A 24,060-nucleotide genomic window follows, 5' to 3' on the forward strand; every position below is an offset into this window, starting at 1 on the left:
AAGGGTTACACATTCGGCTCTGCCACGTGTAACCCTTTTTCTTTTTAAAACCGGAAAACTCGTTATAATAGGATCATAATCGAATCGTGAGGTGAACGGACCAGATGAAACCATATCCAAAGGAACAAGACGCCAGCATCCGTGTCGGCCAGCAAATGACCCTCACCATCAAAAGCCTTGGCATCAACGGCGAAGGCATCGGCTATTTCAAGCGAAAGATCGTCTTCGTAGATAAAGCGCTACCCGGCGAGGTCGTACATGCCGAAGTTACGGAAGCACGCGAGAAGTACGCCATCGCCCGGCTTTTACGCGTAGTAGAAAAATCCTCTGCCCGAGTCAAGCCTCCCTGTCCCGTCTACGAGGAATGCGGTGGCTGTAGTTTGCAGCACATGGACTACCAGGCACAGCTCGCCAGCAAACGCGAAATCGTCATCGAATCACTTCGCAAATACGCCAAACTCGACCATCCTCCTGTCTCTCCCACTATCGGAATGGACAACCCATGGTCGTATCGCAATAAGGCACAGTTTCAGGTAGGCAGTCAGGACGGTAAGCTGGTAGCCGGTCTCTATCAGACTGGCAGCCATAAGCTGGTCAATCTGGAAAGCTGCCAGGTACAGCATGAGGCGACCACCCAGATCGTGCAGGCAGCGAAGACAATTATTGAGGAGCTTGGCATCCCCTCGTATGACGAGCGAAAGCGCAAAGGTGTCATTCGCACCATCGTCGCGCGGGTGGCTTTTGCTACAGGAGAGACTCAGCTGACGCTGGTCACCGCTACGCCAGACATTCCCCGCGTCAAGGAACTCGTGCTGGAGCTGCGGACACGTCTCCCCCAACTAATCGGCATCACGCAAAACGTAAATCCGCAGAAGACCTCAATCGTATTTGGCGAGAAAACGGTCACCCTTTGGGGCAAGCCCTCTATCGCGGAAAAGCTGGGTGATTTGTCATTTGACCTGTCCGCTCGCGCCTTTTTCCAGTTGAATCCCGAGCAGACCGAAAAGCTGTATGATCAGGTGAAGCTAGCGGCTGGACTGACGGGAACGGAGCTTGTGCTGGATCTTTACTGCGGGACAGGCACCATCGGTCTGTGGCTGGCTCCCTTTGCACGTGAAGTGCGCGGCATTGAAATGATCCCCGAAGCCGTCGAGGATGCCCGTCGCAACGCCGAACGCAACGGCGCGACCAACTCCAGCTTCCACGTGGGCAAAGCCGAGGTGTTGATGCCCAAATGGGCCAAGCAGCAAGGTGTTCGCCCGGACGTCGTCGTAGTTGACCCACCCAGAACCGGGTTGGATGATGCTTTGATCCGATCGTTGCTGGAGGTGCTGCCAAAACGGATTGTTTATGTTTCCTGCAATCCGTCCACGCTGGCAAAGGATGTTGGGAAGATGCTCGGAAAGTATGAGCTGGTGAGTGTGCAGCCGGTGGATATGTTTCCGCATACGGCGCATGTGGAGTGCTGTTCACTGTTAGTGCGGAAGGACAATTAAATTGGAGATGTATTGGCGGAAATAGTAAAGAGGGGCGGAAATCCCCTCTTTTTTGTGCTTAAATAGAAGTTGGTTTTTGAAGAACGCTTATTGAGGTTAGGTAGTCGTTTGGTTACAGAAAATGATTAGTGAAATTATTTATTCCCTTTGAACGTATAATGGTCAACATATTTTGGAACTTCGTTTGTGTCTAGGTTTTCCCAATCAGTATCCATTAGGGTACTGCCTTTAACTTGAATTTCGGCTACAATTTTACTTGTTTCTTTTGTGATGTAATGAAGATTTACTTCCTCAAAAAGATTTAGCTCTTTTCTAGGGGATTTCTTAACCGCATCAAGTAATATTTTTGTTTCTAATTGGATATGTAATTCTCCATCTTGACTCCATGTTTTCTCCTCATCTAGCAACGGAATTTCAATATTTAGGACACCATTATTAAATTCGGATATTATGTTGTAAGAGGTACTTTCATCTAAGTATTCAAGTAATTTTTCTTCCTGACTTTGAGAACAAGCTGACAGTCCAATCATTAATGCCAATAAAATTAATGTCCAAATCCGGTTCATTGTTTTCTCCCCTTAAATAATCCCCGTTGAAAATAAGTATATCAAAAAACGGAATAACTTTCCTCGTTTATACTCCTGTTAGTATTATGTAGAAAATTGTTGAAAGCAGTTTTTTACGCCTAACCGATATTCTAAAAATTTTCAGGCGTGCAATTCGAACCTAAACTCTAACTGTGAGGTAATTACCCGAAGACTAGGCACTCCACCCCATTATGCAAGGTTGTCTAAGGAATTAACAATCCCCTTGCCCTTCGCTTCGCTCGGTCAAGGCTTCGCTTCGCTCAGAGGGTTCGCTCCGCGTTGCTCCGCTCACGGGGCTGTCGCCCTGAATTTTCTTGGGGTGAACACAGGTGGGTCTAGGAAACGTTATTCCCCTTATACAAGGAGGGGAATGGAAAACACAAGTGGGTTGAGGTTTCCTACATGACATCTGACGCGCTCAGGTACGGCTTTACCGCGTGTATATAAAAACATACTCTGTCATGAATCCCTCGCCATATGGCGACCGTGACGGGGCTACTGTTAAAGTAGAATCTGAGATTTGAGTTACTAACTCAAATTAAATAACTAACCGTCTAACGGGGCTACATCGACTAGTGAAAGTCGAGCCAGTTTTTTTCGTGTTCTCCTGTAACCACGTTTATTCATTATTTAATTACTGGCTAAAGTCCTGCCGCTATGAGCGCACAGTCGCTACCACGGTGCAGAATAGCTTATTACCTTCCCTGCTTGTTTTCCTCCATGAATTGGATTATGTCAGCTTCTTTGAAGCGGATGCAACCACCCAAACGGGTATGCGGAAGAACATTCGACTTACAAAGTTGATAAACGGTGCTTTTAGATACCCCTAAGACCTGCATGACATCCCGAACAGAAATATATCTCCCCACCGCCACCCCTCCTTCTTTTTAATTTTCTATCCCTATTAAAAGTAAATCGTTGGTTTTTATAACATTACGCGCGAAATCGAAGGGTTTGTTTTGTGCGGAAGTCTGTCGGCTTAATAGGTAGAAGCAGAGCGAAGTTAATAGGAATAGGTACTTTATGGAAGTAACTGTGATTTCTTATTTTGATAATTCGTTGATTGAACCAGAAATAATACTGCTTCGAGATTGCTAACGAAAGATATTAAGAGGTTTACTTTATCGCGTTAATTAATCGGGTTGAGCATCATCTTGTTGCTTTATGCCGCCCGTATTTTTAGCGTGTTAAAAATTAGGTACTATCTCGCAATTATTTGTCTTCCTGCCGCGATTGTTAGTGCGATAACGTCAAGGGAGGAATCACGAATGAAAATCGAACGTACTTATGATGACAGCGCAACATTCCTAGACCTGTTTATGCCGCTCGTTTACTCGGAAATCGACAGATTGATAGAACAGGCAGCCGATTTCCAGTATAATGATGGTAACGCCAATACATCTCATAGTGAAGGAGTGGCCTAACTATGAGATGCGCAGTTTATATACGAGTTTCCACAGACAAAGATGAGCAGAAGTTGTCGTTAGAGAACCAAAGAAGTTTGTTCTATAACTACATTGAGGGCAAGAAGTGGGACGTTCACCATCTGTATGTCGATGTAGAGAGTGGAACAACGGAAAAACGTGAAAACCTAATTAGAATGATTGAAGATGCGAAGGCTCGAAAGTTCGATGTTATTCTTGCCAAAGAACTTTCGAGATTAGCACGTAACGGTGGGCTGTCGTACCAAATTAGGGACATTGCCATGCAGAACCGTATTCACATCATCACTTTGGACAACGCGATTAACACGCTAGAGGGTAATAGCGAAATGTTTGGCCTATATGCGTGGTTGTATGAGCAGGAATCACAGCGCACGTCCAATCGAATCAAAGCCGCCCTCAGCAGTAAAGCGCGAAAAGGTGAGTTCAAAGGTTCGGTTCCGCCCTATGGGTACAGACTTCAACAAAGCAAGTTGATTATGGCTGATGATGGCACACCGGACGTTGTAAAGCGCATCTACCGTATGTACCTTGATGGTAAGGGTTTTGATGCAATCGCACGAACACTGACACGAGAAGGAATACCTACACCTGCTCAAATCATTGGTAAGAAAAATGCAGGGCAATATTGGCATGGTTCATCCATAAAAATTATTCTGAGCAATCCTCATTATGTCGGCGATTTGGTGCAAGGCAGGCAGACGACAACAAGTGTTACAATTAAAGGCCGCGAAGAACTGCCGAAAGAGAAGCAGATAGTTGTTCAGAACGCCCACCCTGCCATTATCTCTAGGGGAGACTTTGAAGCGGCTCAGAGGTATATGGAAGGACGGAAGCAACAACAGGCTAAACCGAAGGCTAAAAAGCATCTGTTCACAAATCACCTGTATTGTGCGGACTGCGGAAAAAGCTTATGGTATGTCCATCATCGTAAAGGTTACGTTTGCGGAAACTATTACAAGCACGGTAAACATGCCTGTAGCCAACATAGCATCAAGGAGAACGAACTTACAGGGGTTATTCTGGATGACCTGCGCTGCCTGACAATAACGCTCAACAAGAAGGGCGTAATGGAACAACTAGAGTTCAAAGTTAAGCAGGTGGCTAAACAAACGGAAAAACAGGTTCAATCCCTGTCGAGACAAATTGAGAAGTTGAGGGAAGAAAAGAAGGGCTTCATCAAACTTCTTGCCAGTGGAATGATAACGGAAGAAGAATATAAAGAAGTAATTCAGAGTAATAACGAGGAAATTGCAGGTTTGCAGTCCAAGTTAATGAGACTTACAGTGAATAACAGTAGTAGCGGTGCAGAAAGTATGTTGCGATTAAAGAGGGAACTAAAGAAGTATATGGGACTGATGGAACTAACGCCCGATATACTTCATCGTTTAGTAAATAAGATTGTAGTCAAGGCGGATGGTTCGGCGAACATTCAATATAAGTTCGCCGCCACCGCCATTATCTAGGCAAGTTTACCAGTGACCAGTAGTCCAGTCATGTGGAGTGTACAGTGTTACTAAAATTAAGAGGGGCAAATGACTAAGCCCCTCGTTTTTCCAACGCCCTGACCGAATTAGGGCGGGTAATGTTATAATGAATTGCTTTGATCGTGCCATCTTCATTGACTTCTATTCTCTGAATAAGTCTTTGAAGAACCTGTTTCAAAACTTGTTCATCGTCGATGTCTAGCTTTGCGAAGCGGGCTATCTGCTTTTTAAAGGCATGGAGTTGTTCGTCCATGTCTTTTTTCGTTTCAAGCAGCGATTCAATCTCAGCCTTCTTTTGAGTTAGCCTAGTTTGTTCCTCTTGAATGTGTTCGTTCTGTACCTTGAATTGTACGATGTCGATAACCTTTTCAGAGTACAGTTGCAACAGGCTTTGAAATTCTTTATTAAGCTGTTTCAACCGTTTGCTGATGTTGGTCAACTCTTTGGCATACTTGGCTTGCTGTTCACTGGCTTTGCCATTTACCGCCCCGTACAGCTTTTCCATCTTGACGTTATCAGCAATTAATTCTTTTAGATCATCTTTTACCGCTCGTAGTAACGTATCAGATTCTACGATGTGTGAGGAACAATAAGATCGTGAATGCTTCACATAGCCCCCACAAACATAAGCCCCGCTTTTTCGTCTGTCGGTACGGAAAACCATTCCCTTACCGCAATCAGCACAGACTGCGATGTGAGCAAATAGACTCTCGCGTCCGTTGCTTTTGTTCTTGCCCTTTTGCTTCATCTTCTCTTGAACTGCGTTGTATTCGTCCATAGAGATAATGGCAGGGTGGGCATTTTCAAAAACAATCTGCTGACTTGGTTCTACTCGTTTACGCTTCTTGGAAATGAAGTCCTTTGTTTCTTCTCGATGATGAACAAGCGTACCTGTGTAAACTATGTTACTCAAAATGAGTTTTACCGTGCTTTGATGCCATAATTCCCCTGCGTTACTACCGCCCGATACGGTTCTTGGAGTTGGAATGCCCCGATCAATTAGGTGGTTGCTGATTTTGTACATGCCCCAATCTTGATACAGATACAGGTCAAAGATTTCCCTGACAATGGGGGCATAATCTTCATCCAGTTCCAGCCGCTTATTAAACGGGTCACGTTTGTAACCAAATGCGGGGAGGGAAGCCTTGTAAACTCCCTGCCTTGCACTCGCCCGCAATCCTATCTTTATCCGCTCAGACAGTTTTGCGCTTTCTTCCTCAGCAAGTACAGCCTTCAAGTTAAACATGAGTTTGCTTGTGCTTGTTTCCGTATCATAGTTATCCTCAGGAAGAATCAATCGAACTCCAGCGGACTCTATTTCGTAGGCAGTCAGCATATTCTCAACACTGTTCCTTCCCAGCCTAGATACGGATTTTGCAATTACAGCGTCAAACTTTTTCTTTTTTGCATCGTTGAGCAAACGCATGATGCCATCACGCTTGTTCCTGGTTGCTCCACTGATACCATCATCAATGTATTGACCAACAACTGTCCAGCCGTTTTGTGCAGCCAGGTTCATAGCGTAGGATACTTGATTTTCAAGACTGTTCTTTTGGGCATCTCGCTTAGTACTTACACGGGCATAAATGACAACTTTCATCATTAGTTTTTTCCCCCTTCATTGTCCACGCAAGAAAGGGGAGTATTCGCTTTATCGCTATCGTAAGCGGCTGATAAAATTTTGTCAATTTGACCATTCAGAATAAAGATCAATGCTTCCTCCAATGAATTTCTTCCGATAAACAAACGATCTACTTTGTTCATCAGTTATCCCCTCCTCACCGTCCCTATCGTGGGGAGTGCGGAAACAGTTGCGAAAAAAATTAGGGGCGGGAGCGGGGCAACAGAACTATTGGATAGGGTACCCACTGCCTGATAGTTAATTGATTCTCAGATAGGGATAGGTAACGCTTGAAATATGAGTACAATAAATTCCTCAATCTTTTGTGCGCACCGAAAATTCTGTTCCCAAATATAACCTAAATTCCCTTTTGTGTTATTTCGGTACTGAATTGATGTTCACTAAGGTAACTCCGATGAAGAACGAAGCATTATTTAGTGCAGATACTTCCATTTTATTGAAATAAAATGTTGATTTCGTTTTGCCTATATTTTTGTCAGAAGGAGATTCTACATTCCGTAGTTAGCGTTTTTATACGGTTACTTATACTATCCAAACAAAACAGTAAAGAGGTGATTTTTTGTCGATGTTGAGCAAATTTTATACGCCCCGCCAGGTAGCCACGATGCTGGGGCTTACTCAATTGACTATCTACAAATGGATTGATGCTGGAAAACTAAAGGCTTACAAGGTTAACCAACGCTGGATGATCGAACACAAAGACGTTGAGAACCTTTTTTACGGTAAAGGAGGGATTCAGTAATGAATTACTACTCCATTTCTGAGGTTGCTAACATGCTGACCAATTCTAGCCGTAGCAGAATGATAACACAGGAGCGGGTTTGGCAGTGGATTGAGAGGGAGGGGCTACGTGCTGAACGTGTACCTCCCAATTTAAGAGTCGGCTCAAGACCGTATCTTATTGTTGAATCTGATCTTATTGCCTTTTTACAGAAAAAGGGCTGGGATGTTGATTCTATTTTCCCAGCCCGAAAAGACGAATTTTCTCTTTAAAATCATAAGTATATCTTCCGTGGTTTTACGGTAGCACACGTTAAATAACCGTCCCGACTAATCAGTCGGTGTGTCGCTCGTTAGAAGAGCATGCCCCTGTACTACTGGTTTGAATACTACACGGTACAGGGACAACTCGCAACTGATCATTGCATCCCTCAGATTCTACCTTATGTAGCCCCGTCACGGTTGCCGAAAGGCAAGGGAGTCATGGCAGACTTATGATTTATCATAAACGCGGTAAAGCCGTACCTGAGCGCGTCTGATGTCATGTAGGAAACCTCAAACCACCTGTTTCCTTTACTCTTCCCCTAAAATTAGGGGGAGTAAAGTTTCCTAAACCACCTGTTTTCCCCCCCAGCCAAAGAATAAATAACCCCTCCTCAATTCAGCGGGCGAAGCGCAGCGTAGCCCGCATGTGAGTAGACGTGAGCGAAGCGAACGGCTACCACATCAAAAAACATGATTTTCATAAAGAAAACCCGCCATGGGCGGGTAATCAGTAAAGTTAAGTTGTAAATCTGTTCAGCAGACAGGCTTTCTATACTTCAATCTTTAACTTTCTCTAGTTCTACTTAATATACTTAGGGTGACGAAAACGACACTTCATGAAGTGCTGAAAACGACACTTCACTTTGCGTTTTGAAGTGACGAAAACGACACTTCACTTTAGCAGTGTTAAACAAGTCTTGGTAAACCTTTAAAGGCTTCCCCCACCGATACATATGGGTTTGGCGATAATAAATCGGGAGTATCACTATGGGTTGGAACAGGGAGTTCCATAACCCCTAATTCCTTTTTACAGCCTAAGAAAATTAGACGTTTTCTAAGTTGTGGTGCACCATAATCCGCCGCTAGAAGCGGGGCAACAGTCACATTGTAACCAAGATTAGACATACGCTCCAAAATGTCGCGATAAAGTTCCCCGCGTTGAACTCCTTTTAAGTTCGCTACATTTTCCATTACAAAAAACGGGGGACTAATTTTCTCAATAAATCTGAGGTATTCGTAAATCAGATTTCCCCTTGGGTCATTTGTTGCCTTTTGTTTACCAGCTTGACTGAATGCCTGGCAGGGCGGCCCACCAAATACAATATCAGGAACCTGATCGCATTTTGATTCTTGATGCCATAATAATTTTGGGTCTTGTATCTCTGAAATATCTCCTTGCAAAACGCTTGCTCGCCCTTGGTAGAATCCTCTAAGAGTATCACATGCGTCTTTCCAATTATCTAATGTAACTAAGGTTTCTATTTTCATTGATTTATATGTAGCTTGCTCCGCACCGATATCAAGTCCACCAGCACCGCTAAAAAGACTAAAAGCAGTTAAGTTTCTTTTACCATATCCCAATTTTCTAACAGAAATTAGTACCGCTTCAAAAACCGCTTTAGCCAATTGTACTGGCACTGCATTGCCAACTTGCATTTGCGTACTGGTTAATGAGCCTTCAAATTTTAATGAATCTGGAAAGCCCTGAAGTCTTGCAGCCTCGCGCACGGTAATAAAGCGATTCTCATAAGGATGCACAAACTTATTAAAGATATATCCAGTTACCGTTAAAGAAGGTTTAGACGGATCGAGGCGTATCATTCGCATGTTTGGGCCGCCGCGTCTATTTGGGTCTTCCTTTACATAATAACGAAAGCTATCATGCCAAAGTTCTTCAGGAAGGTCTTGCATTTTTTGTCCAATTTTTAATGCGTTAATCCTTTTTTGTACTTCAGAACCTGAGCGACGAAAGACATGATTAAAAACAACAGCACCTGATTCATCAGAATTGGAAGTTTTCTCTAATCCATTCGTCTCTAGGGTGATTTCGTGTAAAGGAAATGATTCCGTCAAATAAGTTGTAGATTGGTGTCTCACTGTCAAGTTCACCTGCTTTCTTCGCTAATCCTGTTTCATCTAAAGCCCAAACTACATCTTGTAATGAGGTTAGATATTCGTCGTAATGTCTTGCAGCATGTATATTTGATATTAGTGCGGTTTTAATCTGATATTGCTGGTTAATAGGTTTGCTCTCAGCGCCTAACTTTAACACTTGATAAATTCCTTTTTTAATATCGTCAGTTCTATCCATGCCCACACTAGTTTTTCCATCGGAAACAGATTCATAGCCTGTTCCTGATCTGGCAGGCCAATCGACAGGTCTTGGCTTAGGTTGTCCACAAGCGTTGGTCAACCAGAATATGTTGCTTGATCTGTCTTTATCGTGATAAGCCACTTGATATGCTTCAAATGCCCTTTTCCAAGTATCTAAGTATAAATCAAAAAGATCATCATTTCCCCTAATAATATTTTCAAGCTGGGTGTATGCCCAAATAGTATTTGTTAAAATATCATCTTTCGTTTGAAGTTCAACAAATTTACTTTGCCAAGTCCCATTATGAAAAATAGGGAGAAGCAAGCAAATATTTGATGAAGATAAAGATGAGTTGTCTACAGCAGAATGAGGTATTTCAACTATTTCACCATCGACTAAATCAGTAATTTTTTCTTCAGATCGAACCAATAATGGCAGGGTAATTAGCGGCGCAGCTTTAACTTCAGCCAATAGCAATATGTTTTTTTGCTCATCGTGTATTAAAATATCGATAGGTTCACTGCCTTTGAAAATCTTAAAGTTCCTTGATGATTTTACAAAAAGCCTATCCAGAAACACACAAAGCAAACGGGATGTTGCAGTGCCAATTTTTCCTGATTCCGGTTTATTAGAACGATGAAAATAAAATTTTCCCGAAAGTACACATGCAGGGCAAGTATTGGTATAAGGGAAAATTAAGGATTGGTGTTCCGGACAGTAACACCACCCTCTGTTGATTACGCTTCTATAATACTCGGCACCTACCAATAAATCGAATGATGCGGCCAGAGCAATTCCGATAGGAACATTGGTTCTCTTTACTGCATTGTAACACAAATCGATCAATGTATCGGCTAAATTTTGTTCATGAGTTTCTGGCTTAACAAGTTGGGCTTTATCTAACATTTGATCTGCCCATACTGATTCTTTACTTTCCCCCATAAATGATCGCTCCCAAAGGTTAATATCACAATGTAGATTATAACTGATTTGGACTTAACCATCTATTGGGATATAAACAGGTAATACAGCGAATACTCCCGCTTCCTTTGGACACAACGTACTTTGTTCTCACTGTCTATTCAACACATGTGGAATGTTGCTCACTGTTAATTAGAAACGAAAAGTAATATGAGATGTATTGGCGGATGATGAGTAAGGATAGAGTATCGGATTTGATCCCGATACTTTATCCTTATTTGTTTTTCTTTGATGGGATACACTGCCTATCTTCATATATGTAGCCGTGGTATAATCTACCTATCTTTATTGTTTTGAAGGGATGGTATCTGTGAATCAAGCGGTAAAGGGAGAAATTCGAGAATTAATCAGGAGTAAACTAATATCGAAAGTTGAAAATTATAAACCAGAATCAGAGCATAAGCCATTTTTTACAGCCATCTTTTCCGAAGACAAAGTATTAACTGCTTCATTAGTACATTCTTTTTATACAACATTTGGAATGTCAATCTATGAACAGTTAACAATGATGTTAGCTAGGGCAGCTAATTATCATGTAGAAAAACAATATAAACTCGAAGGGGACATTGATTTACGAACTTCCCAACTTATAGATGAAATGTGGGAGTCGGACAAATCAAATGGTAGTGCGGATAAACTCGAAGAGTTACAAAAAATAAGGGACAGCATTTATCCTGCTCGACAAGTTCAGGTTCAAAATGATTCTGTTGTAGATATTTTTTTAAGAAAACCGAACGGTGAAGAATATTATATTGATATAAAGACGGTTAAACCAAATAAAGGAGAGTTCGAGTACCATAAAAGAAAGTTGTTGAGATGGGCTGGCTATCGTTACTCAGTTAATAGAGATGCAAATGTCTCTACATTCCTTGCCATACCATATAATCCTTTTCATCCACAGCCATATACCAAAAAAATGTGGGGAAAAGTGAAGTGCATGGATGGCAACAATGATCTACTTGTGCAAGAAGACTTTTGGAATTTAGTTGGTGGTTCCCAATCAACATACGATGATCTAATAGCTATCTTTAAAGACGTAGGCGATGAACTCAGTGATGTAATTAATTCTAGGTTTAAAAAATAAGAAAGCAATTACTACTGAGAACAGTAATTGCTCCTTAAACATTTATATGCTCAATGCTAGTTGATCGCTGTCTTCATAATCACTTTCAATTAAATTGGTACTGTTATGGCTAGATAAACAACTCACGATAGCTTGTCCAAGTTGGAAAGCTAGCTTAACAGGAACTGCATTTCCAATTTGTTTATATTTATCGCTCATAGAGCCTTTAAATTCCCACCAATCAGGGAAAGTTTGAATTCTTGCATATTCTCTCACTGTAAAAGGTCTGACTTCATCTGGATGGCATCTTTCTGTTTGTTTTTGAGAAGGGGAAGTGGTTAGGGTAAGGCATGGCTCGTCCCATGACAATCTTCTTGCCATTCCTGTCCTTCCCCCTCCAGAGTAAAAACTTTTACCCATAAAGTCTTTCTGTATTTCTAATGGGAGGTCTCTCCAGCACCCCCCAGGAGGTACAAGTTCTAAAACCTGCTTTCTTCTTGCAGAATACTGCATCCCCTCGGATTTAGGGACGTCTTTTAGTGCTTCTTGAAGGGTGAGGATTTTTTTATGTTGCTTAGGATAATTAAATCTGTACCCCTTTTGGGTTCCGACAATCACAACCCGCTCTCTTTTTTGCGGAACACCGTAGTTAACAGCATTCATTAAACGGTATTCAACATGATAGCCAAGATCAGTAAGGATTTGAATTATCGTTTTTAATGTACGTCCTTTATCGTGGTTGATAATTCCTCTTACATTCTCAGCCATAAATAGTTTAGGTTTGATTTCCTTAACCGCTCTTGCAAACTCAAAGAAAAGAGTTCCTCTTGTGTCTTCAAAGCCAAGTTTTTTGCCTGCGTAACTGAATGCTTGGCAAGGAAATCCGCCCGTAACTACATCTACATTAAATTTTGTAAAGTCAATATTCCGAACATCTTCATTTATTACATTGTATTGAGGACGATTGTGCTTTAATGTTTCACACGCTTGCTTATCAATTTCAATCAGAGCGGTTGTTTTTAATCCTGCTTGTTCAAGTCCAAGAGCCAAACCGCCACCACCTGCAAAAAGTTCAAGAACAGTAAAATTTGTTTTAGTCTTGGGGACAGTATATTCTATCGTAGATTCTGCAATCATTAAGTTTTTTGAGTTATGTACTACCTCAGTATTTTCCTCAGACTCTAGTAAATCCATAGGAGTAACACCTAATAACTCACATAAATTGAGAACATTGCTTTTGATAGGATTAAATTTAGTTGATAGCATTACGGATAGTTGATTTTTTGTAATACCAAGTAATTCGGCAAGTTCAGTTTGAGTTGCTATCCCTTTTTTGTTCATCAGTTCTTTAACTTTTTCTTTGTTAATCCGCATGCATTTCCCTCCTTTACCCGTTCGCAAAACTAAGTTAGTTATGATTTAATAATAACACACTAAAGAGGATAATGGAAGTGTAACAGAACATTTGTTCTATTTTATTTTGCCTTTTTATAAGACGGACGGACGTCTGGAACTAGACAACAACCGCAGTGAACGTTCGATCAAGCCATTTGTGATCGGGCGTAAAAACTGGCTGTTTGCGAATACTTCACGGGGAGCAACGGCGAGCGCTACTATTTACAGTGTCATTGAGACGGCAAAAGAAAATGGGCTACACCCGTTCCGGTATCTTCAGTACCTATTCGAACAATTGCCACAGCTTTCAGATATTCATGAGCCGAAGGCACTGGAACCGTTTATGCCGTGGTCAACTTCGTTGCCGAATACCTGCCGTGTTCCTTAATCTCCATCTATCATACGCTGGCTCCCATCTACCTACTAGGTGGGGCCTATTTGACGTTCACGTATGTAAGACGGTAAGAGGCGCAGGGAGAATCCCTTGCGCCATCTTGAGCGTTATTCCGATTCCTTCTCAGCTCAAATCCACTTTTATAATTAGAAGTGAATAAGATGTTCCATTAACATTGAAATGTGATTTCATTCTCAATGTTTAAAATTTCGTTAAATTAAAGCATTGCCTAAGCTGTATTGATCTGAAAGAAGGATAGTTAAAGCCTTGTCGGTAATCGGGATGAGATTTACACTATTAGCAGTAGGGCACGATAGATTGTCTCTTAACTTTCTATTTTACAAATAACTGGAGAATAGTATAATCTAACTGACAAGCAAGTGGGTAATTGACTTTTGGTGGTGAAAATCGCTACCTGATATAAAAATGTATTATTTATCTGCGCACTGTTTACTGTTTTGTTTAATGGTTGTGCGCATGTGTACGCGTTAAGCTTTTGAAGGGTAGAATTCAACTTGCTTGTCACATTTTATAATTGTAAGGAGTAGGGTGTTATTCCTAGTCATATCCAGATTGAGTTAAAGAACAATCCCACTGATATTAGAAATAGATTTAAAAATTTATCAGAGTTTGAGGATATTGCTACCCTCTTAGAAATTCCGGTTGAATTTCTTTGGAAAATATTGGTGAGAGATAAACTTAATAATTACAGAATGTTCAAACTTCGAAAGAAAAACGGTAGTGAACGTAACATTTACTCCGCTTCAACAAATTTAGCTATTCTTCAACAAAAACTAGCATACATATTATCCTTAAACTTCAATGATCATGAAAGATCCCACGGTTTCGTCAAAAATCGTAGTATTGTAACAAATGCATCTGTACATTTAAATAAAAAATATGTTCTTAATTTTGATCTTGAGAATTTTTTTGAGAGTATTAAATTCCCCAGAGTAAGGCATATGTTTATGGCTTATTTTAAATTTAATGCTAAAGTAGCTGCTACTTTAGCAAATATTTGCTGTCACCCAGATGGATTTTTGCCTCAAGGTGCAGCAACTTCGCCAATAATCTCAAATATACTAGCTAAAAGTCTAGATAAAGATCTGACCAGGATTGCCATAAACACAAAGTGGTGCCATTATACTCGTTATGCAGATGATATTACTTTTTCAACAAACAATAAAAAATTCCCGAAAGAAATTGCCTACTTGAAAGAAGATGGCAGTGTTGCTTTGAATGATAACATAGTCAATGTAGTTGAGAAGAATGGCTTTCAAATCAATTTTGAAAAAACAAGACTCGACTCTTACAAAGAAAATAAAACAGTCACAGGAATAACAGTTAATGAAAAGCTAAATGTTAGTAGAAGATATATCAGGAGAATTAGATCAATATTAAATTGTATTGAAAAAAACATCGAAAATCTCGATAATGCAAAAAAAATATTTGAATCTAAATACCCCTTTCGCCAAAGAGAAAAGGCAAAGCAACCTGACATGTTTCGTATTTTAAGGGGAATGATTTCCCATGTGGGACATGTAAAAGGTAGACAAGACCCTGTTTACTTGAAACTAGCTAGGAGATTTAATGAAATTGCAAAATTATATTCCCTGCCTTCTATTAAATTACCGTTATCCAGTAGAGAGTTTCATGAAAGTCATACATTTGTTATAGACTGTGACACGCAGTATTATATAACGAAAGATGATGAACTATCTGAGGCTTTTTCTGGTCAAGGCACTGGTTTCCTACTAAAAAACATAGGTTTAGTTACAAACTCTCACGTAATTGAAGATTTTATTGATATTATAGCTGAGAAAGGTACTTTTACAAAAAAGTTCTACATAAAATTCTATAAATCTGTGAATTATCTTGAGAATCAATGGGCCAGAATTATTTGTTTCGATAAAGACAAAGATATTGCAATATTAAGCGCAGAAGGTATAGACACTTCAAGCCTAGGATATCTGTATAATGAATCTATTGATAAAGGGCAACCTATTGAACTTGTTGGTTTCCCAAACTATAGACAAGGACAAGAAATTAGGATTCAGAAGGGATTCGTTCAGGGTATTAGGATTCATAAAAGCAGGGATGAAAATAACAATTACAAGCGCTATGAAGTCTCAACTACTATTTATGCTGGAAATAGTGGGGGACCAATTGTTAATGAAAACAATGAGGTTGTGGGGATTGCAGTAAAGGGAGCAACAATGGACGGTGTATCACCTAACGAAATAATCCCAATATCGGATGTAATTGAGTTAGCTAGGAAACACGGTATTGGACAAGATCAAGAAAATTTATCACTTCAAGACTAATTTTTGGTTGCTCGTTTTAATTTTAGTATAATACTATTTCACAATAATAATGTTGCTAGAGATATTATCAAAACTCACAATGGGTCTAAGATACATCTAACGTATCCTGACCCATCTTTAATTTAATTAGTATCTCTGAAAGTTAGTGACCACATTTTTGACCACACAGTAATGTAACAAGCGATGGCTGACGGTGAAATTAAATGCTTTAGACATCCTCAAAGCAGCACACCAATAAGGATTTAGCGGATTAACCCCCTAGGTTTGGACACATACTCTCTTATTCTTACTTTTTCATAGCTTTTCGTTTTTGGGTGAGGAATACTATTGACGGTAACGGCTTGACATGGAGCCTCTACGGGCATAATTTCTTACTCAAGTCCGATGCCTAAGGGTTTCGTAAGGCTACCCAGCCTATCATGCCCGCCTCTCCATGTAAAGCCTAACGAACTTTCCGGTATGAATCCATGTGACTCTAGATTATTACACACGAACGGCTTTAATGGGGATAGGACTTACTTGGTTTTGTCTATAAAACTCGGCAGGTGCTAAATCACGAATGCTAGAGTGAATTCTTCTCTCGTTGTAAAACTTCATATACTCGGTTACCACCTCATACGCTTCCTTGTACGTTTCAAATTCGTGTCGAGATAAGCAATCGTCCTCCAATAGTCGGTGAAAGGACTCAATATGTGCATTCATATTCGGAGTCCTGGGCGGAATTCTCTCATGTTCAACCTTGAATGATTCACAAGCCTCTTGGAAGGCATGGGAAATAAACTGTGGTCCATTGTCTGATCGGATCACAGGTTTTGGGTCATCTTCAAATAATTGGCGTTTCCATAGAGCCTGTTGTAGAGTTCTTGCCACATCTTTTCCTTCACAAGTTAATCCGATATGATAGGCAACTGCCACTCGATCATAGACATCTAAGACGGTCTGAATAAAGAAAAAGCGGTCTTCTCCTACAATGTAACCATACTTGATATCTGTCTCAAAAAGCTGATTCGAATTCGTAATGTTACGGTTTCTAGCAAGCTTTCTAGGGTAATGCGTTCGTTTCTGGCGTTGTGGACGAAGAATATCTAGCTCTGTACAGAGTCGATAGACTTTCTTCTTGTTGATAATTAAATCATGCTCGCGGCGCAGGAGAACGGTTAGTTTGCGATAACCGTAGGCATACCCGTCTCCAGTGATGCTCTCCATCAGCCACTCCTTGATTTGTTCATCGGAAACCTTGGTTCCATCTTGTTTGAATGAGTAGCCCGGTATTTCTCGTCCCTCACGTACTGTTTTTTCTAGATGTGGTTGAGTCTTTTGTTGCTTATGATAGTAGTAGGTCGATCTCGGAATCCCTATAAGACGAAGCACTAAGGCTGCTTCGTATCCCTGTTGAATATAATGTTCGGCTACTTCAAGCTTTTCAGTAAGTGAGGGTTTTTCTTTTTTATGAGGTCACGCAAGATGGCAATCTCTAAATCCTTTTCACCCAGTAAACGCTTGAGTTGATCGTTTTCTTTAACCAAAGCCTTGGAACCTGCATCATCGACCACAGCCATATTGAAATCCTCGAACTTTCCTGCATCTGCATCTTTCATCCAACGTTGGACGACATTGTAGTGGAGTTCGTATCTTCTGGCAACGGCAGCTCGATTTCCACTTTCCAGAGCTTCTTTTACCACTTGCATTTTAAACTCATTGGAGTATTGTTTTCGTTTCATTGTTGCCTTCCCCCTGTTCACATATAGTGTACTAAATTACACTCCATGTGTCCAAGTTTCCTAAGGGGCTATTGAGTTAGCTATTAAAATTATCACAAGTAACCAGCATCCCGAAACGGCGCATGTGGAGGTGACAGTGAGACTTGAAAGAAAAGATACCTCTTAAGCCCCAAAATTGGATTTGAGTCTACCCCCCTTATCTTGTTAAGCTGGTATCAGAAGAACAGAGGGGGATTTTTTATGCAACGAAAACGCTATCCAATCGAGTTTAAACAACAGCTGGTTCAAGAAGCCCAAGATGCAGGAAATGCAAGCCAAGTTGCCAGACGGCATAGGATCGATGCGAAAATGTTGTATCGTTGGATACGTGATTCGAAACATGCGGATTGGAAAAACACTCCTGCCGAAGCCAAAGCGGTAACGAGTTATACTCCGAGCCCGGGAGAATTTCGTGAATTGGAAACCGAGAATGATCAACTGAAGAAACTACTTGGAGAAAAGGATTTGGAAATCGCGATCCTCCGTGATCTTGTAAAAAAGGTGAACCCAGCTTATCGGACAAAGTGGAAATAGCCGACAAGTGGATACAGCTGGGGTATACAGCCAAATTGGTGCTACGTGTTCTTTAGAGGGGTACGACAACTATTCTGACACAGGGGGTATTGATGGTTGGCGGATGAAGGCCAGAGCACTCAGGAATAGTTGCGGAGTGTCTGGGATTGCCTTCCTGCGGCCAATCCCCTTCAGAGGATGTCCGAGCCTTTTCGATATTCTGCCGGTGATAGGCCAAGGACCGACTTGAAATCTTTAATAAAATGCGCCTGATCGAAATAGCCCAGCTGCACCGCCAGTTCCGCCCATTGCGCCGACTTGTCCCACTCGAGCCGAAGAGCCGTTTCCTGCAACCGGAAGCGCTTGATGACCCATTTCGGTGTAACGCCGACATATTTTCGAAACAGGCGCTGCAATTGCCTGATTGACAGTCCGGTACGTTCGCTCATCTGCTCCACGCGAATGATATCTCGGTAGTCCATTACGTCCTGCACGATGCGAGCCGCCAGTTCCGCCTGCGCATCGCGCTCCGGCAACCGCGTCGACAAGGCGATTTCTGCCTGCCGGGCCATCGCTGCATCGTCGCCAGCGTCCAGCACTGCGTGCTTCCACTCGTCCGCCACAGAACCGAACACTTCGGACGCCTTGACCGTCGCCCCGGTCAACAATGAGACGTCTCTCTGCCAAAACGGGTAAAAGCCGCCCGCACGAAACTTCACGCCAAGCACACGCCCCACTCCGCGCAGCTTTCGGACGAACGGCTGCTTCGGAATGCCATACAGCAGCGCCCGGCGTCCCAGGTCATCGTGCTCGAAAACCAGATGCACGTTCGGATACGACAAGACTGTTTGGGAATAAGGCGTTTCGGGGTGCACATCGAAGTGTATAGTCCAGTAATGCTCGATGAACGGTTCGAGCAACGGACCCGGTTCGAAACGGGATAACGCAAACTTGTCTCGACCGGCGGTCGCATGCAAGATGCCGCGCGTCGACGAGCCGTCTTTTTCCTTCATGCCTGGTCAACCTCCCGGTAAGTCGGCGATGTCGCCTTTTTACAATACTTTGGAAGTACGAAACGCCTATAATCAAGAATAGCAGTTGCGATCCGATTTCAATTTCGATGAAGTCGCAATTGTCAGCTGACTTGACGAATTGGAGGAATAACAATGGACAACCACCAAAACGATGCAGGATCTTTGGGGAAATTCACCAAAAATGGAACGCCAAACGGATATACCACTATTACGCCGTTTATCGTTGTAAACAAACCAGCTGAAGCGATCGCCTTTTACGAAACCGTATTTAACGCAAAGGCGAAAAGCGTAACGGAATTTGGCGATGACGGCAACAAAATGATCGTACATGCAGATATCGATTTTGGCAACGGATATTTGCAACTCGGTGCCGCAAACCCAGCCTATCGACTCGTTTTACCAACGGGGGAAGGCAACGTGTGTTATTCGCTTGGGATTTATGTACCCGACGTTGACCGGACCTTTGCCTTGGCCGTAGCCAACGGAGCGACAGTCAGAGAGCAGGTTGCGAGCTTTGTTTCAGGCGATCGTTACTGCAGCATTCTGGACCCGTTTGGCATCAGATGGTCTATCATGACACGGGTTGAAGATATTTCTGAGGAAGAAAGCTACCGCAGAGTGGCAGAATGGAGTAAGAGCCAGTAACGGGAATTAACGGCTAGGCTTCAAGAAGATGCAGGCGAACACTCGCCACATTGTAAAAGTATGCGACATGCGGGATTGAGACGGCGGGAGCCGTTTCGCTCCCAATGCTGCTTCGACTCGTACTTCCGACTATAAGTACGGAGGCGTAATTCATCCAATGTTTTACAACAATATAGAGCATTCCACACATGTGGAGTGCTGTTCACTGTTAGTGAGGAAAGATTATTGATATGCGATGTATTGGCGGAAATGATAAAGAGGGGCGACAGCCCCTCTTTTTAGCTCTTGGATTCCTCTGCTAACCTTTTAATAACATCTAAAGTTTCTTCCCAGTTTTTGTCCGAATGCTCGTATTATGAAAGTAACTGGCAGGATAGCCGAACAAGAAAGAAGAAAATGAAAATTTAAAGGGGGATTAGATATGATTGCTTGGCTTAATCTTGGTAGCCTCGTGCTTGGAGCAATCGCATGGATTCTTCCAGCTATTACTATATCTAGATATGATAAACGTTCTAGAAATTGGGTTGCTCTTTCTATTATGAGCATTAGTGCTTGTTCTATTTCGTTGTTTCTCCAGATTTGTAGTTTCTATGAACGTGTAAAGGCTGAGGATTGGTCTGCTCTAATGGATACAGTAAGTTTTATTGCATCTGTTCCAGCAATTCTGCTCATCGGTACAATCCTATTAAATGCAATTACATTGTATATGTATCGTGACAGAGCAGCATGATAGGGTTTGTAAAACGGTGTAATTAAAGCAAAGGGAACGATAGTTAAGGAGCCTGCTTCGTCACGGCTCTTTTGTTGTTTGTTAAAGTAACGGGAATATAGTTGAACTAACGTGTCGGTATAGATTCTCGTGTTTTCATCGGCAACTGGAAGGAAAATCCAAAAACCTTTAAAATCTTGGGAGTACGAAGCCGGAGCAACACAAAGACTACTAAAGCCCCAGCTGAAGATTGGCCTGTTCCTGCTTCGGCCCAATTTATTGCAGACAGCTACCATCAAGCCAGTGATGCATTTGTTCAGGCATTAAAAACGCAATGGATCGATCAGACCTTAGAAGAACGTATTGACTTTTTAGGTCAAAAAATGCCAAATGGGTCTCTTTTGATGTTTTTGCTTCTGCATCAAAACCACCATCGAGGACAAATGACGGTTCTTATGCGACAAGCAGGCTTAACCGTTCCAGGTATTTATGGCCCGTCAAAAGAAGAATGGGCTAATTTTGGTATGGAAGCCCCGAAGATGTAACCTAAGCATGATGGAAATTTTTGATCACACAGTCATATAACTTTAAATGGTTAATGGTGATAATATATACTTAGAGAGCCTCAAAAATGGATTTATTGATACCTCTCCCCTCTTAAGCTAGTGGCATGAGGGATTCATGATAATACCATGAAACAGAGATTATGGTTTCGAAAAGATAGCCTGACAGCCACAACAACTGGTTAGTCAGGCTTTTAGAACATAGGAGGATACATGTCCTGGAGCAAATTAAAGCAACAGCTGGATAGTTTTCTCTGCCCTGCGTTATATGGTAGAGTCGAATACCGTGCAACTGGTTACCGTTATTTACCTGATAAAGCAGGAATTTGTTATATTTCGGTAGATAAAAAGAACCTTCTTAATATGAATGATAAAACTACTTTAATCAAATGGTATCAGACGGAGTTGGAAATTAAGAACGATTCAGCTATCCAAATTCCCATCAGCAATGAAGAAATTGAAGCAGCCAGAAAAGATACCCAAGGAAACGTTCCAGAGGATCGTCTGAAGGTAATTGTAAGGAATAAAAAAATATCCGTATATGCAAAGGAGCTATTGTCAGCGCAGGCTTCATTAAGTAAATCAAATTTTTTCGTCGTAGCTAATAAGTTTCTATCTATTTCTATAGAAGAAAGCTTAGAGAGCCATGATGTCTTATTGAATATTCTAGCTTTGGTGGACAGACGAGTTGGAAAAAAGCGAATTTTAAACATGACCGAGAAGATGAAGGTAAAGCATCCAATCGTCCAGTATTTTTATGAACTACGGCTTAGTACATTATGAAAATAAATAGCTTTCATTGAAAGTGGAGCGTTGCTTACTTTTAGTCAGGAAAGACTAAGGAAACCCGCCAATGAAAGAAGTGATATGCGATGGATTTTGAAATGATCATGCGTGAGCTTGAGGCTCTCGGCAAGGAACGAACCAAGAAAATATATATATCCAATGGCGCTCACGAACCACTTTTTGGCGTGGCTACAGGCAATATGAAGCCTATCGCGAGAAAAATCAAGATAAATCAGCCCTTGGCTGAGCAGCTCTACGCCACCGGGAACTACGATGCCATGTACTTTGCTGGTGTGATTGCAGACCCAAATGCAATGACCAAGGCTGATTTTGAGCGGTGGATGGATACAGCTTATTTTTACATGCTGTCCGATTTTGTGGTTGCAGTAACCTTGGCTGAAGCAGATATTGCACAAGAAGTCGCCGATCATTGGATCGCGAGCGGCGAAGAGCTGAGAATGTCAGCGGGCTGGAGTTGTTACTGCTGGCTTTTGGGTAACCGCCCGGATCATGAATTTTCCGAGAGCAAAATTGCCAGTATGCTACAAACTGTGAAAAATACGATTCACGATTCTCCCGAACGAGCGAAATACGCGATGAATCATTTTATTTACACCGTGGGCACTTCCTATTTGCCACTCCACGATAAGGCGGTCGAAATGGCAAAGGCAGTAGGTCCGGTCGAAGTCCAAAAAGATAAAGCAAAAAGCAAGTTCCTAAACGCTTCCGAAAATATTCAAAAGGCAGTAGTGAAAGGACAGCTTGGCTTCAAACGGAAACATGTAAGATGTTAATCCCTTTGATTACCACACGCATCTGCTAAGCTATTCGAAAAATTTTCCTGTTCATTCTGGTTTTAAGAGTAATGGAGAGGAATCGGATCAAGTAATTCCGTGTAACCAAAAATTGTATTCCTCACTTTGAATTTACGAGAGAATACGGAGTGGATTCATTAAAAATCGTCTTCGACCTCGCTGAAAAGTACAATCGATTAGTTGACATTCATTGCGATGAAATCGATGATGAACAATCTCGCTTTGTTGAGGTTGTGGCAAAAGAGGCATACGAACGGGGAATCGGTACTCGCACAACAGCGAGCCATACAACGGCGATGGGCTCTTATAATGATGCCTATACGTATAAATTATTCCGCCTATAAAAGCTTTCTTCCATCAATTTTGTATCAAATCCTCTTGTGAATATTCACCTTCAAGGTAGATTTGATACGTATCCAAAACGCAGAGGACTTACAAGAGTAAAAGAGTTGCAGGAAGCAGGACTCAACGTTTGCTTTGGCCACGATGACATCTTTGACCCATGGTATCCGCTAGGAACAGGAAACATGCTTCAAGTCTTGCATATGGGCATCCATGCATCGCAATTAATGGCTATGAGCAAATTGTCAATTCCATTGATTTCATTACGAAAAATAGTGCCAAAACACTACACATTGAAGAGAATTACGGAATTGAGGAAGGTAAACCAGCTAATTTCATTGTCTTGTCTGCAGAAAATGAATATGAAGCCATTCGCAAGCAAGCGGTCGTTACGTATTCCTTTAGAAATGGAAAGCTGATTGCCAAAACATGCCCCTCCCCCTCCGTTTTGGCTGTTTTTTGAGACTGTAGACAAAGTGTGAATGTCAATCAAAATGTTGACCACCGTGCTCATCAAAAAATTGACCACCATGGCAAAAATCAAAATAAGTGTCGCTATAGTGTTCATCCTGCTCTTCGCAGGCATCGCCGCGTTCATCTTCACGAAGGGCGTGGGGCAAAAGGGGGTAGATCAAACCTTTTTATTGCCGATGGATTTTGAAGGCTGTGTCGTGATTTACTACGACCATAAAGATGCACCGCCTTTGCAGATCGTGAACAATGAAATCATCTACAGCGTTCCAAAGGACGGTGTGATTCGCACGTCCTCTCCGATGGAATTTGGATGGGTAAATAAAAACAGCTCCGGTGCATACCGCACAAGAGCCTTTTACGTTGACAGGTATGGAAAGAAAATCGATGAGCTGCCGCAGGAAGACATACGCTTCGGTGCTACGGGCTCTGTACAGGAACAGGGAGGGCTTGAGCAAAAACACTTTTATCAAATATTTGGTTCCGAAGAAGTTGAAGAACGAGGATGTCCCCAGTTAGAAGGATAGCTCCA

At 41.9% G+C, this 24,060-nt stretch carries 23 protein-coding genes and 3 pseudogenes; 16 read left to right on the top strand and 10 right to left on the bottom strand.

Annotated elements, in window-relative coordinates; genetic code table 11:
• Positions 1–104: 104 nt before the first annotated feature.
• Positions 105–1,496, top strand: a complete 1,392-nt coding sequence (gene rlmD / locus JZI27_RS05115; protein ID WP_280206961.1) for a 23S rRNA (uracil(1939)-C(5))-methyltransferase RlmD — start codon at positions 105–107, stop codon at positions 1,494–1,496.
• Between the two features lie 134 nt (positions 1,497–1,630).
• On the opposite strand, the gene JZI27_RS05120 is transcribed toward rlmD, so the two are convergent.
• Positions 1,631–2,062, bottom strand: a complete 432-nt coding sequence (locus JZI27_RS05120) for a hypothetical protein (RefSeq protein ID WP_280206962.1) — start codon at positions 2,060–2,062, stop codon at positions 1,631–1,633.
• Positions 2,063–2,778: 716 nt separating this feature from the next.
• Positions 2,779–2,958: a helix-turn-helix domain-containing protein gene (locus tag JZI27_RS25030; protein ID WP_481752793.1), complete on the bottom strand. Its 180-nt coding sequence runs from the start codon at positions 2,956–2,958 to the stop codon at positions 2,779–2,781.
• Positions 2,959–3,351: 393 nt separating this feature from the next.
• Between JZI27_RS25030 and JZI27_RS05125 the strand changes: the two genes are divergently transcribed.
• Positions 3,352–3,507 carry a hypothetical protein gene (locus tag JZI27_RS05125; protein ID WP_280206963.1) on the top strand — a complete coding sequence of 52 codons (156 nt, stop codon included), beginning with the start codon at positions 3,352–3,354 and terminating at the stop codon, positions 3,505–3,507.
• Between the two features lie 2 nt (positions 3,508–3,509).
• Positions 3,510–4,991, top strand: a complete 1,482-nt coding sequence (locus tag JZI27_RS05130) for a recombinase family protein (protein ID WP_280206964.1) — start codon at positions 3,510–3,512, stop codon at positions 4,989–4,991.
• A 73-nt stretch (positions 4,992–5,064) separates the two neighbouring features.
• Here the strand turns inward: JZI27_RS05130 and JZI27_RS05135 are convergent, their stop codons facing one another.
• Entirely contained in the window at positions 5,065–6,615 is a 1,551-nt protein-coding gene (locus JZI27_RS05135) for a recombinase family protein (protein ID WP_280206965.1), read from the bottom strand.
• Positions 6,615–6,776 carry a hypothetical protein gene (locus JZI27_RS05140; RefSeq protein WP_280206966.1) on the bottom strand — a complete coding sequence of 54 codons (162 nt, stop codon included), beginning with the start codon at positions 6,774–6,776 and terminating at the stop codon, positions 6,615–6,617. The genes JZI27_RS05135 and JZI27_RS05140 overlap by 1 nt, the downstream gene beginning before the upstream one ends.
• A gap of 443 nt (positions 6,777–7,219) precedes the next feature.
• Between JZI27_RS05140 and JZI27_RS05145 the strand changes: the two genes are divergently transcribed.
• Both JZI27_RS05145 and JZI27_RS05150 read left to right on the top strand, forming a co-directional pair.
• Positions 7,220–7,396 carry a helix-turn-helix domain-containing protein gene (locus tag JZI27_RS05145; RefSeq protein WP_155807955.1) on the top strand — a complete coding sequence of 59 codons (177 nt, stop codon included), beginning with the start codon at positions 7,220–7,222 and terminating at the stop codon, positions 7,394–7,396.
• On the top strand, positions 7,396–7,647 hold the full coding sequence (locus tag JZI27_RS05150) for a hypothetical protein (RefSeq protein ID WP_024983574.1): 252 nt from the start codon (positions 7,396–7,398) through the stop codon (positions 7,645–7,647). Before JZI27_RS05145 ends, JZI27_RS05150 begins: the two co-directional genes overlap by 1 nt.
• A gap of 678 nt (positions 7,648–8,325) precedes the next feature.
• On the opposite strand, the gene JZI27_RS05155 is transcribed toward JZI27_RS05150, so the two are convergent.
• Entirely contained in the window at positions 8,326–9,516 is a 1,191-nt protein-coding gene (locus JZI27_RS05155) for a DNA cytosine methyltransferase (protein ID WP_280206967.1), read from the bottom strand.
• Positions 9,422–10,675, bottom strand: coding sequence for a hypothetical protein (locus JZI27_RS05160; RefSeq protein ID WP_280206968.1), 1,254 nt, complete (start codon positions 10,673–10,675; stop codon positions 9,422–9,424). Before JZI27_RS05160 ends, JZI27_RS05155 begins: the two co-directional genes overlap by 95 nt.
• A gap of 349 nt (positions 10,676–11,024) precedes the next feature.
• Here JZI27_RS05160 and JZI27_RS05165 point away from each other — a divergent pair, with 349 nt between their 5' ends.
• On the top strand, positions 11,025–11,798 hold the full coding sequence (locus JZI27_RS05165) for a TdeIII family type II restriction endonuclease (RefSeq protein WP_280206969.1): 774 nt from the start codon (positions 11,025–11,027) through the stop codon (positions 11,796–11,798).
• 42 nt (positions 11,799–11,840) lie between these two features.
• Here the strand turns inward: JZI27_RS05165 and JZI27_RS05170 are convergent, their stop codons facing one another.
• Entirely contained in the window at positions 11,841–13,151 is a 1,311-nt protein-coding gene (locus tag JZI27_RS05170) for a DNA cytosine methyltransferase (RefSeq protein WP_280206970.1), read from the bottom strand.
• 115 nt (positions 13,152–13,266) lie between these two features.
• On the opposite strand from JZI27_RS05170, the pseudogene JZI27_RS05175 reads away from it, so the two are divergent.
• Positions 13,267–13,560 (top strand): annotated as a pseudogene (locus JZI27_RS05175) (IS66 family transposase); the annotation flags it as partial.
• A gap of 692 nt (positions 13,561–14,252) precedes the next feature.
• Positions 14,253–15,890: a trypsin-like peptidase domain-containing protein gene (locus JZI27_RS05180; protein ID WP_280206971.1), complete on the top strand. Its 1,638-nt coding sequence runs from the start codon at positions 14,253–14,255 to the stop codon at positions 15,888–15,890.
• Between the two features lie 483 nt (positions 15,891–16,373).
• On the opposite strand, the gene JZI27_RS05185 is transcribed toward JZI27_RS05180, so the two are convergent.
• Together JZI27_RS05185 and JZI27_RS05190 are read right to left on the bottom strand one after the other, a co-directional pair.
• Positions 16,374–17,288: an IS3 family transposase gene (locus JZI27_RS05185; RefSeq protein ID WP_035317551.1), complete on the bottom strand. Its 915-nt coding sequence runs from the start codon at positions 17,286–17,288 to the stop codon at positions 16,374–16,376.
• An 11-nt stretch (positions 17,289–17,299) separates the two neighbouring features.
• Positions 17,300–17,611, bottom strand: coding sequence for a transposase (locus JZI27_RS05190; protein WP_007786541.1), 312 nt, complete (start codon positions 17,609–17,611; stop codon positions 17,300–17,302).
• A 240-nt stretch (positions 17,612–17,851) separates the two neighbouring features.
• On the opposite strand from JZI27_RS05190, the gene JZI27_RS05195 reads away from it, so the two are divergent.
• Entirely contained in the window at positions 17,852–18,184 is a 333-nt protein-coding gene (locus JZI27_RS05195) for a transposase (RefSeq protein WP_280206972.1), read from the top strand.
• A 170-nt stretch (positions 18,185–18,354) separates the two neighbouring features.
• Here JZI27_RS05195 and JZI27_RS05200 read toward each other — a convergent pair whose 3' ends face one another.
• Positions 18,355–19,176: a DUF6597 domain-containing transcriptional factor gene (locus tag JZI27_RS05200; protein ID WP_280206973.1), complete on the bottom strand. Its 822-nt coding sequence runs from the start codon at positions 19,174–19,176 to the stop codon at positions 18,355–18,357.
• Positions 19,177–19,329: 153 nt separating this feature from the next.
• On the opposite strand from JZI27_RS05200, the gene JZI27_RS05205 reads away from it, so the two are divergent.
• From JZI27_RS05205 to JZI27_RS05235, 7 genes and pseudogenes are all read left to right on the top strand, one after another.
• On the top strand, positions 19,330–19,842 hold the full coding sequence (locus tag JZI27_RS05205) for a VOC family protein (protein WP_280206974.1): 513 nt from the start codon (positions 19,330–19,332) through the stop codon (positions 19,840–19,842).
• Between the two features lie 421 nt (positions 19,843–20,263).
• Positions 20,264–20,572 (top strand): hypothetical protein, encoded by a 309-nt coding sequence (locus JZI27_RS05210; protein ID WP_280206975.1) that lies wholly within the window; start codon positions 20,264–20,266, stop codon positions 20,570–20,572.
• Positions 20,573–20,778: 206 nt separating this feature from the next.
• Positions 20,779–21,096, top strand: a pseudogene (locus JZI27_RS05215) (DinB family protein); the annotation flags it as partial.
• A 231-nt stretch (positions 21,097–21,327) separates the two neighbouring features.
• A complete protein-coding gene (locus tag JZI27_RS05220; protein ID WP_280206976.1) occupies positions 21,328–21,897 on the top strand; it encodes an SF0329 family protein in 570 nt (189 codons plus the stop codon).
• Positions 21,898–21,986: 89 nt separating this feature from the next.
• The gene (locus JZI27_RS05225) at positions 21,987–22,694 is read left to right on the top strand and encodes a DNA alkylation repair protein (protein WP_122909204.1); all 708 of its coding nucleotides are present in this window, start codon (positions 21,987–21,989) and stop codon (positions 22,692–22,694) included.
• A 116-nt stretch (positions 22,695–22,810) separates the two neighbouring features.
• Positions 22,811–23,520, top strand: a pseudogene (locus tag JZI27_RS05230) (amidohydrolase family protein); the annotation flags it as partial.
• A gap of 19 nt (positions 23,521–23,539) precedes the next feature.
• Positions 23,540–24,055 (top strand): DUF6843 domain-containing protein, encoded by a 516-nt coding sequence (locus JZI27_RS05235; protein ID WP_251244094.1) that lies wholly within the window; start codon positions 23,540–23,542, stop codon positions 24,053–24,055.
• Positions 24,056–24,060 lie beyond the last annotated feature (5 nt).

This window comes from Brevibacillus sp. AY1 (assembly GCF_029870785.1).
GTDB classification, from domain to species: Bacteria; Bacillota; Bacilli; order Brevibacillales; family Brevibacillaceae; genus Brevibacillus; species Brevibacillus invocatus.